Raw genomic sequence first — 15,820 nt, 5'->3', positions numbered from 1 at the left:
GGCAATCCGACTACCGCTTCATGCGTGCGACCGATAAGCCCGGACTTATTGAATAGCCTGCCTGTCCTTGTCCAGCATTGCACGCAACAGGCTCTGGCCATCTTCGACCACCGCAAATTCGCCATAGCGGGCTGCATCAAAGCGATCTGCCGAACCTTCTGCAAAGAACCAGGCATCGGTACCCGGCGTCCAGTTATTGCGGTGACGCCGCATGCGCAAGCGCATCACCTCATCTGGCTCAGCCACCGGCCCAGCGTCATTCCACAGACGTTCCTGACCATCCAGATCCAGATACACCCCTTTGAGTTGAGCCACCTTGTGCTCATCGAGCTGTACCCCCACCAGAACCCACTGCTGGGCATTCATTTTGGCCTGTGCCGCTTTGGGCAAACTCCAGGAAAGGGCTGACAGGCTTTGTGACAGGGCGAAGTTCAGGGACATGTAATCACCCTGCATCAAGGAGCGCGGGTCCACGGGAGCCAGCTCCAGCAATACCGTCTGACCATCGCGCAAAATCCGTTCCTTTTGCACAATCGCCACGTTTGCCACGCCCAGCACCAGCACCGTCCCCAACAGCACGCTGGCCACCACGCCTTTGGGAGGAGCCTGAAGCACGGTACCCGCTCCGGCCGGCTTGCGACTTAACTGCCCCAGATAGGCAAACACCACGCAGCCCAAGCCCGTGGCCAGCAATAGCTCGGCCTTATCCAACAAGCTGATGTTCAGGATGTAATACAGGCGCCACAGACAAAACAGGCCCATCACAACGGCCACGGCCAGCAGACTCAGGTAGCGCCAGGCATACGCCACCAGAATCCAGCTCAGGGCCAGGGCAAGCGGCGGGTAGGGTGTCCAGACCGCACACAAAGCCGCCACGCCCAGCAAAGCGATGCCAAAGACCCGCGTTTGCTCACGCCAGGCGCGCCAATAGAATGCCAGGATGGCAACGGGCGCCATCGCCAGCAGGAAACCGGTCGCGGTCAGATAAGGCCGCGGCTCGCCCCAAAAGGGCATGGAATAAAACAGTGCGCCGGCCGAGGCCAGATGAAGCTGGGACACCAGCAGCAAGGACCAGAACAGGGGCAGCCAGAAGTGGGGCTTGCGTTCACCACGCAACTGGAAGTGACCAAGCAACAGTGCGCCAAAGAACATCAAGGCAGCAGGCAGCTCCAATACCCAATAAGGCAGCGTCGTCCAGCGCTCAAACAGGCGCTCAACCACCAGGAACTCGATGGCCGCCAAGGCCCAGAGCACCAGCAGCATGCGCAATACAAACTGGCCCTTGGCCAACCTGTACAACACCGTGCTGATCACAAGCGCCAACAAGGCACTGATCTCGGGCGGCCAGGGATAGCGCGCCTCGACAATGGGTACGCTGAGCAAAAGCAGCGCACACGCCACCCAGCCGCCCACCAGATCCCGACTCTGTACCGTATGAGCCTTGGCAAAGAGCGCGGGCGAAGCCAGGGCCATGATGCCACCCAGAACACCCAGAGCCTCCAGACTCAGATCCAGAGAAATCGCCAGGTACAGCAGGACAAGCAGCGGCAAGAGCAAATAAAGAAACAGCTTGATCAAGCGCAGATACCAAGGGTGGTGCTCGTCCGTATCCTGAAGCGCGATGGAGTCAGCCTGAGCCGTGTCGTGAGCCGGCAAACCAGCATCTGCTTGAACGCCCAACGCTGCCTTAACCCGCGTCTCCGTCGTTCCCGCGACCGTGCTTGCAGCATGCGCAGCGTCCGCTGCCCAAACCGATCCTTGCGTGCGCCGCCAATGGATGACCTGTTGCTGCAAGAAACGCAGCAAGCCCAGACCCAGGCCCACAATCACCACCACGATCAACAAAAAGGCGTTCCCGGCATATTCGATAATCAACATGCTCAACGCACCATACGCGCCGAACGATGCCAGTGACATGATCAACAAGTCCGGGCGCCGGTAATGGTAAATAGCGTAGAGCGCCAGAAACAGGATCAGTCCCAGCAGGAAATCGCCCTCCAGAACCTGCATGCCCATGAAAAAACCCACGGCAATGCCAGCGACTCGCGGCAAGATACGCCACGGATCACGTCGGGCACGCCAGATCGTCTCGGCTGCCAGCAATAAAAGCGCGTTAACTGCCAGCGCCAGCAAGGTCTGTGTCGTGCTCCCCCGACCGAACCAGTCCAGGCGGGCGACATCAATCCATAAGTACAGGGCGGTATTGAGAAGCACCACGAACAGCACTGACAGAAAGACACTGCGCACGGCCAATACCCAAGGTATGATCAGCACAGTCCACAATGCGAAAAGCTGCCAGGGGTCTGCGCCAGTCTGATAAGTCTGGCCGATCAGCGCCAGCAAGCCGCCCGTAGCTACGGCGGCCAAGCCCGTCAGGGCAGCGGGCACGCCCAGATCATGACCCCAGCCACCGGCGCGTCGGCGAAACAGCCAGGCCAGCCCGGCAGAAACCAGCACCGCGCCTTGGGCCAGGGCAAATTTGGCACCATTTCCCCAGTCGTCCCAATGGGCCGCCACCCAGGTCACCAGTCCGCTGGCGAGCAGCAAAACAGCCAGGCCCCAGGCGAGTTTTGTGAGAAACACTCGCCAGTCCGTTGGCCATACGTTAGTCTTGTCAGGTCTCATAACTTGCATAGAGGGATAAGCACCTCGTATCATTTCGCGCATTGCAGCGCAGTTGCTGTCACTGGAATCATATGGATAAAACACTAATCATTGCCGAGAAACCTTCAGTCGCCGTAGATATCTCGCGGGCATTGGGCGGTTTCACTCGAGAAGGTGATTATTTTGAAAGCGATCGCTACGTGCTGGCCTCCAGCATTGGCCATCTGCTGAGCCTGGTGGCCCCTAATGATCCGGTCCGCGGCAAGTGGAGCTTCACGCATTTACCCGTCATCCCCCCTCAATTTGAGCTCAACCCTACCGACAAAAAATCGACTGAACGCCTGAAACTGCTGGTCAAGCTGATCAAGCGGAAAGATGTCACCGCGGTAATTAATGCCTGTGACGCGGGACGCGAGGGTGAGCTGATTTTTCGCTACATTATGCAGTACGCCGGAACGAAAAAACCGGTGCAACGGCTTTGGTTACGTTCGATGACTCAATCGGCGATCCGCGAGGCCTTTGAAAACCTGCGTGACGACGAGGACATGAAACCGCTGGAGGCGGCAGCCCGTTCGCGTGCCGAGGCCGACTGGCTGGTGGGCATCAATGGCACTCGTGCCATGACGGCCTTCAACAGCAAGGACGGCGGTTTCTTCAAAACCCCTGTGGGCCGTGTGCAAACTCCCACGCTGGCTATCGTCAACGAACGCGAGAACCGGATTCGTCAGTTCGTGTCACGCGATTACTGGGAAGTACACGCAGACTTTATCGCTGCTGCCGGTCTGTACACGGGCCGCTGGTTTGACCCCAAATTCGTCAAGGACGAGCACGACCCCGAGAAAAAAGACTCGCGTCTGTGGTCCCTGACCGCGGCTCAAACGATTGTGGCTGCCTGCCGCGAACAGCCTGGTGTGGTCACCGAGGAATCCAAGCCCAGCACGCAGATGTCGCCCGCGCTGTTTGATTTGACCTCGCTGCAACGGGAAGCCAACTCGCGCTTCGGTTTTTCTGCCAAGACCACCTTGTCCCTGGCACAGACCTTGTACGAACGCCACAAGGCACTGACGTACCCCCGTACCGATTCGCGCTATCTGCCCGAAGACTATATCAGTACGGTGCAAGAGACCATGCGTGCGCTGGCAGACAGCGGCACGCCTGCCAGCGCCTCAGTACAGCCCTTCGCCCAGGAAGTGGTCGAGCAAAAATGGGTGAAACCCAACCGTCGGATCTTTGACAACAAGAAGGTCTCGGATCACTTTGCCATCATCCCCACCTTGCAGGTGCCTCGGGAGCTGAGTGATGCCGAACACAAGATTTATGAGCTGATCAGCCGTCGCTTCCTGGCCGTGTTCTTCCCGGCCGCGGAGTTCCGCGTCACCACGCGTATCACGCAGGTGTCCGGCCACCACTTCAAGACCGAAGGCAAAGTACTGGTCAAACCGGGCTGGCTGGCTATTTACGGTCGCGATGCCCAGGGTGAAGATGCGTCCCTGGTGCCCGTTGCCGATGGCGAGAAGGTGCGCACCGAAGACGTGAACACCAAGGCCCTGGCCACCAAGCCGCCCGCACGCTTTACAGAAGCGACCTTGTTGTCGGCCATGGAAAGCGCCGGCAAGCTGGTGGACGATGAAGCCCTGCGCGAAGCCATGTCCGAACGCGGACTGGGCACGCCTGCCACGCGTGCAGCCATTATCGAAGGTCTGCTGAACGAAGCCTATCTGCGTCGGGAAGGCCGCGAACTGGTGCCTAGCGCCAAGGCGCGCCAATTGATGACTTTGTTGTCCGGTCTGGGCGTTAGCGAACTGACTTCGCCCGAGCTGACCGGCGAGTGGGAGCACCAGCTCAAGCAGATCGAGCAGCGTCAGCTGGACCGCGATGTGTTCATGCGTGAAATCGCGCAAATGACGCAAGTGATTGTCAAACGCGCGAAAGAGTACGAACGCGACACGGTTCCTGGTGATTACGCAACCTTGCAAACGCCATGTCCGAAATGTGGCGGCGTGGTCAAAGAAAATTACCGTCGTTACGCCTGCACGGCTTGCGATTTTTCGATTGGCAAGCACCCCGGAGGCCGCACCTTTGAGCTGCCCGAAGTGGAAGAACTGCTGGCCAAGAAAGAGCTAGGGCCATTGCCCGGCTTCATCAGCAAGATGGGACGTCCCTTTGCGGCACTCTTGCGCATTACCGACGAGTACAAGCTGGAGTTCGACTTTGGCCAGAACGACGACGAAGACGACGAAACGCTGGATTTCAGCGGCCAGACCCCGGTCGGCCCTTGCCCCAAGTGCCAGTCCTCCGTCTTTGAACACGGTTTGCGCTACTTGTGCGAGAAGTCCGTTGGCCCATCCAAAAGCTGTGATTTCCGTAGTGGCAAGGTGATCTTGCAACAGGAGATCACCCGCGAACAGATGGCCAAATTGCTGGGCGAGGGTAAGACAGACCTGCTCGATGGTTTTGTGTCCTCGCGCACCAATCGCAAGTTCAAGGCCTTCCTGGTTCGTCAGGCCGACGGCAAGATCGGCTTTGAGTTCGAGCCGCGGCCCGAGAAACCGGCCCGCAAAACGGCGGCCAAGAAAACGGCGACCAAAGCAGCCGCGAAAAAGACCGCCGTCAAGAAAACAGCGGCCAAAAAGACCGCCGCTAAAAAGACAGCTGCAAAAAAGACAGCGGCCAACACGGCAGACTGATTGTTCAGCCCGCTTTATCCGCAGCAACCAGGCCTCCCACTCGGGAGGCCTTTTTCATGTCCCGTCTCATGATGCCTACCCACCGGATACACCCGTGTTTTGACGGTCAGCCGACTTATATTAAAATAAGAATCGTTTTTATTTGCTTTACTAATTCCAACTCTACTTTTGCCCCGCAGGCATCTTCCGCCCATGCCGACAAAACCCCGTGCTTCTTCCCACCATCGGCGCAATGCGTTGGTCGATGCCTTATGTGAACACTACGAGGATCTGCTGGGTCAATTACGCCGACGTTTTGGTGCTCAGCATTTTGCGCAAGATGTTCTGCACGACGTCTGCCTGCGTTTGCTAGAGCGCCCTTCGCGCCCCGAACCTCGTTCCCCTCTGGCCTTGTTGCGCCGCATCCTGCACCATCTGGCGATCGACCGCTACCGCAGCGACCAGCGTCGCTGCAGCCATCACGAGGTTCACCTGCGTCCCGAAGACCACCCATGCCCGGCAGCGACACCCGAACAGCAGGTGAGCGCCCGTCAGGCATTAAATCACCTGATGCAAGCGATTCACAGTTTGCCGCCTCGCTGCAAAGAAGTGTTCATCTTGCACAAAATTCACCATATCAGCCAAACAGAAGTCGCTCGTCTGCAGGCCATCTCAGTCAAAACCGTTGAAAAACATATACGGTTGGGCATGGAACACTGCCGTCGCCACATGGAGCGCTGCTAAATGAATTCCACCGCTGATCCGGTTCCGCCCACTCACGATCACGCCGCTGATTCCCCCTTGGACGAGCTGCTCAGCCAGCATCAGACAACGCTGCGGGAGCAGTTTCCGTTGCCCGATCTGGAGCAACTGGCCCGGCAGGCCAGCGAGCGTAAACGACAACGAGAGAAACGTCGGGCCGGCTCGGCCCTGCTGGTTCTGGCAATGATGGCAACCGGCTTATGGTACTGGAACCCGGCCTGGCGGCACGAAACGATCAGCACTACGGCCCATACTCAGCAACGCCTTACCCTGTTCGATGGTTCCGTCGCCACCCTGGACCGCAACACCCGCCTGTCTGCCACCTGGCGACTACGCAGCCGGGACATCCAGCTGGAGCAGGGGCGGGCGTATTTCGATGTCAGCCACTCAGCCTGGCGTCCTTTCCAGGTGCAGGCGGGCACCGTGCAAGTGCGCGTGCTGGGCACGCGCTTTGCAGTTGAACACGAGCCCGACGCTCTTGTCGTGACCGTAGAGCAGGGGCGGGTACAGGTGCGCGACCAGGCCCATCAGCCGACCGTCAACCATATCTTGCAGGCGGATGAACGGCTACAAGTCGATGCTGCCGGAGTAGGGCCGATTGAAACGGTGCAGGCCGACACGCTGCTGGCCTGGCAACGCGGTCAACTGCTGATCAACGATTTGCCTCTGGAACAAGCCGTCCATCAACTGCAAGCCTATCTGCCTCAAACCCTGCGGGTATCTGACCCGGCCTTGGCCCAACGCCGAGTCAGCGCCGTTTTCCAGCTTGCAGCTCTGGACCAACTGCCCACCCTGCTGCCCAAGGTCTGGTCGGTCGAGCTTCAACAACAGGCTGATGGCAGCCTGTTGCTGCTGCCCGCCAAAAAGTAATTATTTGTAAAGGAGGTAGGGGTACGGCTGTTTTAAAACGGCTTCGCTCTATCAGTCCTCCTTTTCAAGGTACTTTGTTCATGCGCCTGACGCTCTCTACCCCCTTGGCTGCCCTGACCGTGGTCAGCATCAGCACGGCTGCTCATGCCCAGACTCTGAACTTCAATCTGCCCGCCCAGCCCTTAGGCACCGCGCTAACCCAGATTGCCAGTCAGGCCGGCATACAAGTTATTTTCACTCAAGATCTGGTCGAGCACCGCCTGGCACCTCCTTTACACGGCAGCTACACCGCTACCCAGGCTTTGCAAAGCGTCCTGAATGGCTCGGGGCTGGCACCCCGTCAAGTCGGCGCTGGCTCCTACACTTTGCAGACTGCCCCGTCACAGCCCAAGACCCAGGACGCTCCCATCCGGCAAGGGGAAACACTGGCCGCAGTGACCGTTGTCGCCTCGCGCACCCCAAAATCCATTGATGAGACAGCCAACACCGTCTGGGTCATTGACTCAGAGCAGATTGCGGAACAGACCCGAGGCGGCGTGTCCCTGAAGCAAATGCTCGGGCAACTGATCCCCGGCCTGGACCTGGGGGGACAATCCCGCACCAATGCGGGTCAGTACCTGCGGGGCCGACCCACGCAGGTCATGATCGACGGCATTTCCCTGAACGGCTCGCGTCAACTGAGCCGGCAGTTTGATTCGATTGACCCCTTCAATATCGAACGCATCGAGGTCTTGTCGGGAGCCACAGCCATTCACGGCGGCAATGCCACAGGCGGGATCATCAATATCATTACCAAACGCGCCGAACCCGGTCCGGCACGATTTGTCTCCGAGCTGGGAGTACGAAGCGGTCTGCAAGCAGGCGATGACCTGAACACCACCTTGTCGCAGTCCGTCGAAGGCGGCAACGAGACCGTTCAAGGGCGTTTGGCCTTGTCTCTGACCCGCAATGGCGGCGCCTATGACAGCCAGGGCGATCGTGTCCTGCCCGACATTACCCAGACAGACCTGCAGTGGAACCGCTCTCTGGACCTGATGGGCACCTTGAATGTGGATCTGCAAGAGGCGGGCGAACTGCGCCTGCTGGCCCAGTATTACGACTCCGGCTTCAAACCGGGCAAAGCGCTATGGCTGCGCCCGGGCCCCAACGACAATATCCTCAATCCCTCTGAACTGGATATACGCAGCGGGTTTGACTCGAACTACAAACCCCGCACCGAACGCCAGATTCTGGCGGCCGACTATTACAAAAGTGATGTGCTGGGCGGCCAGGATCTGTATCTGAAGGCCTACTATCGCAATGAGTCCATGCGTTTTTATCCCTACCCGGATTCAGACGCCAACCCGCTCGTCCCCGGCAAACGCATCTACAACTGGAGTGTGTCCACACAGGAAACCGAGACATTCGGCCTGAAAGCCATGCTCAACAAGGACTGGGACCGCTTCAGCCTGAATTATGGCGTGGATTACGATCACGAAACCTTCAAGGCCACCCAGACCATGTTCGACATCAACAAGGCGATGGATAGTGGGGGGCTGGAGTTTGACAAGGTGGCCCGCCTGCCGCGCTACCCCGGCTTTCGCAATCACATACTGGGAGCCTTTGCACAGGCTGACCTGCATCTGACTGACAAGCTGAGTCTGAGCGCCGGGCTGCGCAAGCAACACGTCCGTGTGCAGGTGGACGACTTTGTTCAGGGCATACAACAACGTCTGGTTCTGGCCGGCTACGGACAGTCGGCCGATGCCATTCCAGGCGGGCGCAACAGCTACGGCACGACCTTGTTCAATGCCGGTCTGATCTACAAGCTCAGCCCGGCCCAGCAAGTGTGGGCCAATTATTCCGAAGGGTTCGAGCTGGCAGACCCCGCCAAGTACTACGGAACGGGCGCCAGCTATTCACTGATCGACAATCACTGGGCGCTGGGTCGCCACATCAGCGTGGCGGACTCCAGCATGGCAGCCATCAAAACCCGCTCCACCGAAGTGGGCTGGCGATACAACGATGGCCCGCTCTCTACCCAGGTCGCTCTGTTTCATTCGCAATCTGACAAGTCGATCGCCCTGGACCGCAACACGCTGAATATCTCGCTGGTGGACTCCAAAGTGCGTAACTACGGTCTGGAAGGGCAACTGGATCTGCGCCTGAACCACGGCTGGAGCACCGGGGCCAGCCTGCTGCTGATTCGCAATGAAGAGCTGAAAGACGGCCGCTGGCAGCGGCGCGGCATTTACTACTCCAGCCCCTCCAAGGCTACCGCCTATATCGGCAAGCAGGGCAGTAACTGGGCAGTCCGCGCGCAGGTAGCCCACTCGATGAAACTGCGCAGCGACATCCCCAGTGTCGGGGGCGGCCAGCAACAGGAATCCCTGCCCAGTCTGACCCTGGTGGACCTGCTGGGACGCTACCAGTTCGATCACAGCGCACAGGTCAAGGGCACGCTGTCGCTGGGGATTCAAAACCTGTTCAACAAATCCTATGAAACACGGTGGGGCCAGCAGGCCAAGCTGATCTACAGCGGCATCATTGCCCCCAGCGTGCTGGATTTCCGCGGCCAAGGGCGTACTTACGCGCTGACCTACACGCTGCAATACTAAGGATTGTTTCTATGAAAACCCATTGGATCTTCGCGCTGCTGGCCACCAGCAGCGCCCTGGCCTTGCCAGTACAGGCCCAGCGCCTGTGCAGCCCCACCACGAGCCACGTACAGACAGTCGTTGGGCCGGGCGTTTACGAGCTGGCCTACAGCCCTCGCCAAGACGCCGTCTATGCGGCCGTGGCCGGTGGTTTCAACGACGACGCGCCACCGAGCAGCCTGGTACAGCTGGACGCCGCCACCTTGCAGGAACAAAGCCGCCTGCTCTTGCCTTATCGCGCCTTCGGACTGGCTCTGGACGATCAGGCTAATCGTCTGTACGTGGGGCACTCCCTGCAAGGACGCATCAGCGTAATCGATACACAGCGCAATCGCAGGCTGCACACAGTACAGCTAAGCCAGCTCCGACCGGATGGCAAGCGCTATGAACATGACCTGCGCGGCCTTATTCTGGACAAGTCCCAGGGCCTGCTGTTTGTCCCCGGCCTGTCTGCCGGCCAGAGCGTGCTTTTCGTGCTGGATAGTCGGAACCTCGCGCTAAAGACCCGTATTCCCGACCTGGGCTTTTATCCCACCGGGCTGGCGCTGGATGAGCAAGGCGGGCGACTCTATGTGTCCACCATGGCAGGGGAAATCGTGGTGATCGACACCCGGGCCCTGCGTATCCAAGAACGCTGGACCCTGCCCGGCGTGCATCAACCCATCAATCTGGCCTACTATCAGGGCCGCCTGTACGTAACTGACCAAGGGCTGGATTCCATTACCCCCTGGCAACAACGGCTTTTACCCAAGCGCGACTGGAGCGGCTCACGCCAGCAAGTGTTGATGCTCGATGCCACGGACGGGCAGATTCTCGCGGCTCAGCCCGTTCAGGGCAATCCGCTGGCAATCCGTCTTGATACGGCGGCGGGCCTGGCCTACGTGTCCGAGCGTAGCGAGCGACGGGTGGCCGTCTACTCCTTGGATACCTTGCGCCCGGTGGCCGCTGCCACCACCGACAAACTCACCAACAGTCTGGCGCTGGATACACGCACTGGACGCGTCTACGTGTCCTTGAAGAACCCTGCTAAAGGACAAGAGCTGCAGGACGAATCCGTGGGGCTGCTGTGTTTTGACCCCACGCCTCAAAGCGGCCAGTAAAACAGCGCCTTGGCCAACACCACGATCAATAAAACGTGAACAAAAACACTCAGGTGAATAATGCGGGACCGGCGCGCCGTCATGGTTTTGCGCCGGCTCATCACCATGACCGTCAGAAAGTGCCCAAATACGCTGAGCGCCAGGGTGATTTTCAAGCCCAGAATCCAGGCACGGGCGCCACCCACCTCAAACAGGGCCCGATGCTGCCAGGCCAGACTCAAACCTGCTCCATAAAGCAGTAACAGAACCCAGGGCATGATGCGGCGGGCCCGCCGCCCCAAGGCATACTCAAATTCCCGCATGGCCGGGCGGGACACCTGACGCGCCAGGGGAGTCAGCATCAGCACCTCGAAAAAGACCGTGCCAATAAAAAAAATCGCAGCCAGAAGGTGCACCAGCAAGAGGGCAAAATACGTCATGGACAATGCTCAACAAGGCAGACAATTTATCAACGGTACACCAGGTCCCGAGCCCACAAACTGACTTCTGGCACATAGCTGATCAGCATCAAGCACGCCACCACCACCAGCACAAACGGGATCAGGGGCCGCACCAGTTTTTCCAGGGAAATACCCGCCACCGAGCAGGCCGCAAACAGATTCACGCCAAAGGGCGGGGTCACCATGCCCAACGCCAGGTTGACCACCATGAGCACGCCAAAGTGCGCAGGATCAATACCAAACTGTATGGCCACCGGCAGCAGCAACGGGGCCAGCACCACGATGGAGGCTGAGGTTTCAATAAACATGCCCACGACAAACAAAGCGGCATTGACCCCCAGCAGAAACAGGACGGGGCTGCTGAATACGTCCCCCAGCCACGCCCCGAAAGCGGCCGGGATGCCGGTGCGGTTCAGCAAAAAGCCAAACACACCCGCATTGGCGATGATAAACATGATGACTGCTGTCGATACCACCGAACGGTGCAGCACCTTGGACAGGTCCCGCCAGCTCACGCTGCGGTAGACAAACAGCCCCACGACCAGGGCATAGACGACCGCGACCGCCGAGGCCTCGGTGGGCGTGAAGACACCGCCGTAAATGCCGCCAAGAATGATGACCGGCATCAACAAGGCCAGCCAGGACTGGCGAAATGCGGTCCAGACTCCCAGCCGGCCGTGCCCATCCTGCAAACCCAGGCCGTGGCGGCGGGCATACAACCAGACATAGAGCATCAGGGCGCAACCAATCAGCAAGCCGGGACCAAGGCCGGCCACAAACAGCTCGCCTACCGAGGTATCGGTGGACACCGCAAACAAAATCATGGGGATGGAGGGCGGCACGATCACCCCCAGCTCCGCCGCCGAGGCCTGCAAAGATGCTGCAAACGGTGCCGGGTAACCATGACGCACCATCGCCGGAATCAAAATCGCCCCCACCGCAAATGTGGTCGCCACACTGGAACCGGCCACGGCTGCAAAGATCATGCAGGTCAGCACACAGCTGCACGCCAAACCGCCTTGCACGCCGCCCACCAGACTTTTGGCGAACTCCACCATGCGGTTGGACATGCCACCGGCCTCCATCAGGTTGCCCGCCAAAATGAAGAAGGGCACCGCTACCAGAGGGTATTTATCCAAGGCCGCATACAACTGCTGGGCGATAACCAGAAAAGTCATACGCCCGTCCCACGCCACCCCCACCATATTGGCCAGCCCCACAGCAATGGCCACGGGCACCGTCAATACAAAAAACAGCAGCATCGATACCAGCATGATCTGGGACACGATAGGGTCTCCGGTCTAAGCAGCGTCCCGTCTGGCTTGCCCCGTTCGGGGATGCCTTACAAGCCTGCCATCAAGTCTTGAATCAGAGTTGCGTGGCGTCCACCACGGCCGCCGGCGGCTTTTCCATCCATCGGGCCAGCAGCCCCAGCATGGCCAGTACCGCCCCGATCGGAATGGCAATATATACCCAGGAAATGGACCACTCCAGACTGGGCATGGTTTGAAAGCGAACCCGCCATGCCATCTGTCCCCCCAACCAGGCCAGCAGGCCAAAAAAGCCCAGGCAAGACAGCAGCACGGCCACATCCAGCCAATGCTGCGTTCGCGTGCCCACCCATAATCGCACCACATCGACACTGAGCATGGCCCCCTGGCGCAAGGCCAGACACAATCCCAGCATGACGGTCCAGATCAGGGCGGCGCGCGACCAGGCTTCGCTCCAGTCGGCAGGCGACTGGAGAACAAAGCGGGCCACGACCTGATAAAACGCTGCCGCCACCGCCGAGAGCAGCAATAACTGCGTCACCCAGGACACCAGCCGGAACACGCCCTTATCCAGCATGAACAGCAGTGCTTTCATGATGCGGATCGCTTAGGGAGTCTGACGAATGGCCTCGACCAGTTCCTGGCCGAACTGTTTGTAATACTGGGGGTAAACCGGCTCCACCGCTTTGGCAAACGCCGCGTGATCGACCGTATTGACCTGCATGCCCTCGGCCTTGACCGCATCCACGCCGGTTTTTTCAATATCGTCCACATAATCGCGCATGGCCTGGGCCGCGGAAATGCCGGCATCGCGCATCAGCTGCTTGTCCTGATCGGACAGGCCGTCATACACCGCGGGCGACATCAGCACCAGGGCAGGGCCATACACGTGCGCCGTCAGCGACAGGTACTTCTGCAATTGCGGCAGCTTGGCCGACACAATGACTGACAAGGGATTTTCCTGCCCATCAATCGTGCCTTGTTGCAAAGCGGTTGCCACTTCGGGCCAGGCCATCGGGGTCGCCAAAATACCGATTTCCCGGAAAGCCGCGATATGAATGGGGTTTTCTGTGGTGCGGATCTTCAAGCCCTTGGCATCGGCCGGGGTAGTGACAGGACGCACATTATTGGTCAGGTGACGGAAGCCTTGCTCTCCCCAGGCCAGTGCCACAATTCCGCGCTTGGGAAACTCCGCCAGCATGTCCTGTCCAATCTTGCCATCGAGCACATGACGGGCATGCTGGAGATCGCGAAACAGAAAAGGAATATCGAACACGCCGGTCTTGGGCACAAAGTTCAGGGTTGCGCCGGTAGAGACAATGGCCAGATCAATCGTACCCAGCTGCAAGCCTTCAATAACTTCGCGCTCGCCGCCCAAGGCACTGTTCGGAAAGGCCTCGATGGTGTAATTGCCATCCTTTTCCAGTGCGCTGGCAAAGGCCTTGGCACCGGCCCCATAGTGGGAGCTGGTGGACAAGGCGTAAGCCAGTTTCAGTGGGGTCTGGGCCGACGCCACCCCCATCGCCAGGCCCAAGCCCAGCATCAATCCCGCGGCCAAAAGACGGTTCTTCATGTGACGGTACATCATGCATGCCCCTCCTGTCTGAATGGATCAGTGTATTTAATGCGCAGTACCCGGGCGGGGACATAGGGGTTTTTACGCCCGTGTCCCCACCAGGCACTTTATTCTTCTACATACCAGTTATCTTCGGACAACATCACCTGTTGATGCCCATAGCCGGCAGGCATCATGGGGAAGCAGTTCTCCAGCGCCAGCACCTCCACGTTCAGAAAGAACGGGCCGTCGTGGGCCAGGCAACGCTCCAGCGCCGCATCCAGCTGATCGGGATGCTCCACGCGCTCGGCTTCCCAACCAAAGGCGCGCGACAAGGCCACAAAATCCGGCATGGCTTCGTTATAGCTATGGCTATAACGACCATCATGAATCAGCTCTTGCCACTGACGCACCATACCCATGTGGCGGTTATTGCACAGAATCACCTTGATCGGCGTGCGATGCTGCACCGCACTGGCCAGTTCCTGAATATTCATCAGTACCGACGCGTCCCCACTGACACACACCACCAGCTTGTCCGGATGTGCAATCTGCGCCCCAAAAGCAGCGGGTATGCCATAACCCATGGTGCCCGCCCCCCCTGAGGTCAACCAACGGCGGGGACGATCAAACTTGATGTACTGCGCTGCCCACATCTGGTGCTGACCGACGTCCGTGGACACGATGGCGTCGCGACCTTCCAGGTGCGCATCCAGGCGCTGCAGCAAATCTTGCGGCAAAATGGCATCGCTGCGCGGGGTAACTTTCAGGCATTCCTGCGCACGCCACACGCCGATGCGTTGCCACCAGTCATTCAGACGGCCTTCGGGCAAGTCGTGGTGGGACAGTTCCTTGCGCAAGGCGCGCAACAAGGGGTAGCAATCACCCACCAAAGCCACATCAGCACGCACCACCTTGTCGATGGAACCGGGGTCGATATCAATATGAATCTTGCTGGCGTGCGGGCAGAAATCGGACAGGCGGCCGGTAATGCGGTCGTCGAAACGCGCGCCCACGCAGATAATCAAATCGGCATGGTGCATGGCCAGATTGGCCTCCAGCGTCCCGTGCATGCCCAGCATGCCCACGAACTGCTCATCACGCGCAGGATAAGCACCCAGGCCCATCAAGGTCAGCGTGCAGGGAGCGCCGGTTTCCTGCACCAGGCTGGTGAAGGCATGGCTGGCATCCGCACCGGAATTGATCAGCCCGCCACCACCATAAAACACGGGGCGTCGCGCATGCGCAATCATGGCAGCGGCACGTTTGATGGCCGCTTCCTGAGCAGGCGCCGGCGCTGCCCGGGCCAGCAGACTGTCGGCCTCGTCCTGGGCAGGTGCCTCGCTGCTGGCAGCAGGCAAGGTAGCAATCTGAATGTCTTTAGGAAAATCCAGCAGTACCGGGCCAGGACGACCCTGGGTACACAGGCGCAAGGCCTTGGCGGTCAGCGAAGCCACATCCTCAATGCGCCGTACCTGCGCATTCCACTTGGTCACAGGACGTGAAATGCCGATGGCATCACACTCCTGAAACGCGGCGGTACCAATTGCCGTCGTCGCCACTTGTCCACTAATGCACAGGACAGGAATAGAATCACACAAGGCATCGAGCAAACCGGAGGTGGTATTGGCCATACCCGGGCCCGATGTCACCAGCACCACGCCGGGCTTACCGGTACTGCGGGCATACCCTTCCGCTGCATGCACCGCAGCTTGCTCGTGACGGACCAGAATATGACGAATTCGCGGTTGGGCATGCAGAGCATCATAGAGCGGTAACACCGCTCCGCCAGGATAACCAAAAATGGTATCTACACCCTGAGCGATCAAGGTTTCGAGCAAGATTTGCGCGCCGTTGTGGGCGGTCGTTTCAAGTGACATGGTTGCGTAGCCCTGCATGTTTTGTAAGATAGAGAT

General features: G+C 59.2%; 11 protein-coding genes. 5 read left to right on the top strand and 6 right to left on the bottom strand.

Going from position 1 to position 15,820, the window contains the following annotated elements:
• Positions 1-45: 45 nt before the first annotated feature.
• A complete protein-coding gene (locus ACOZ42_RS00590) occupies positions 46-2,583 on the bottom strand; it encodes a GDYXXLXY domain-containing protein (protein ID WP_426345425.1) in 2,538 nt (845 codons plus the stop codon).
• 113 nt (positions 2,584-2,696) lie between these two features.
• On the opposite strand from ACOZ42_RS00590, the gene ACOZ42_RS00585 reads away from it, so the two are divergent.
• The 5 genes from ACOZ42_RS00585 (at position 2,697) to ACOZ42_RS00565 (ending at position 10,638) form a co-directional block, all read left to right on the top strand.
• Positions 2,697-5,291 carry a DNA topoisomerase III gene (locus tag ACOZ42_RS00585; RefSeq protein WP_003800563.1) on the top strand — a complete coding sequence of 865 codons (2,595 nt, stop codon included), beginning with the start codon at positions 2,697-2,699 and terminating at the stop codon, positions 5,289-5,291.
• 192 nt (positions 5,292-5,483) lie between these two features.
• A complete protein-coding gene (locus tag ACOZ42_RS00580; protein WP_426345424.1) occupies positions 5,484-6,014 on the top strand; it encodes an RNA polymerase sigma factor in 531 nt (176 codons plus the stop codon).
• The gene (locus ACOZ42_RS00575) at positions 6,015-6,902 is read left to right on the top strand and encodes a FecR family protein (RefSeq protein WP_059318388.1); all 888 of its coding nucleotides are present in this window, start codon (positions 6,015-6,017) and stop codon (positions 6,900-6,902) included. It begins immediately after the preceding gene.
• An 80-nt stretch (positions 6,903-6,982) separates the two neighbouring features.
• On the top strand, positions 6,983-9,499 hold the full coding sequence (locus ACOZ42_RS00570) for a TonB-dependent receptor (RefSeq protein ID WP_059318389.1): 2,517 nt from the start codon (positions 6,983-6,985) through the stop codon (positions 9,497-9,499).
• Positions 9,500-9,510: 11 nt separating this feature from the next.
• Complete coding sequence (locus tag ACOZ42_RS00565; protein WP_415302035.1) at positions 9,511-10,638, top strand: YncE family protein; 1,128 nt, start codon at positions 9,511-9,513, stop codon at positions 10,636-10,638.
• Here ACOZ42_RS00565 and ACOZ42_RS00560 read toward each other — a convergent pair.
• The 5 genes from ACOZ42_RS00560 to ilvB all read right to left on the bottom strand — a co-directional run bounded on the left by ACOZ42_RS00560 (position 10,623) and on the right by ilvB (position 15,802).
• A complete protein-coding gene (locus ACOZ42_RS00560; protein ID WP_003800572.1) occupies positions 10,623-11,057 on the bottom strand; it encodes a CopD family copper resistance protein in 435 nt (144 codons plus the stop codon). The genes ACOZ42_RS00565 and ACOZ42_RS00560 overlap by 16 nt on opposite strands.
• A 29-nt stretch (positions 11,058-11,086) precedes the next feature.
• A complete protein-coding gene (locus tag ACOZ42_RS00555) occupies positions 11,087-12,364 on the bottom strand; it encodes a TRAP transporter large permease (protein ID WP_003800573.1) in 1,278 nt (425 codons plus the stop codon).
• Positions 12,365-12,446: 82 nt separating this feature from the next.
• A complete protein-coding gene (locus tag ACOZ42_RS00550) occupies positions 12,447-12,944 on the bottom strand; it encodes a TRAP transporter small permease (RefSeq protein WP_003800574.1) in 498 nt (165 codons plus the stop codon).
• A gap of 12 nt (positions 12,945-12,956) precedes the next feature.
• On the bottom strand, positions 12,957-13,922 hold the full coding sequence (locus ACOZ42_RS00545) for a TRAP transporter substrate-binding protein (RefSeq protein WP_039943153.1): 966 nt from the start codon (positions 13,920-13,922) through the stop codon (positions 12,957-12,959).
• Positions 13,923-14,032: 110 nt separating this feature from the next.
• Positions 14,033-15,802 carry a biosynthetic-type acetolactate synthase large subunit gene (gene ilvB / locus ACOZ42_RS00540; protein WP_426345423.1) on the bottom strand — a complete coding sequence of 590 codons (1,770 nt, stop codon included), beginning with the start codon at positions 15,800-15,802 and terminating at the stop codon, positions 14,033-14,035.
• Positions 15,803-15,820 lie beyond the last annotated feature (18 nt).

The organism is Alcaligenes sp. HNGD-HTN06 (genome assembly GCF_049932565.1).
In the GTDB taxonomy this organism is placed as follows: domain Bacteria; phylum Pseudomonadota; class Gammaproteobacteria; order Burkholderiales; family Burkholderiaceae_B; genus Alcaligenes; species Alcaligenes ammonioxydans.
This window is presented reverse-complemented; position numbering and strand designations above follow the sequence as displayed.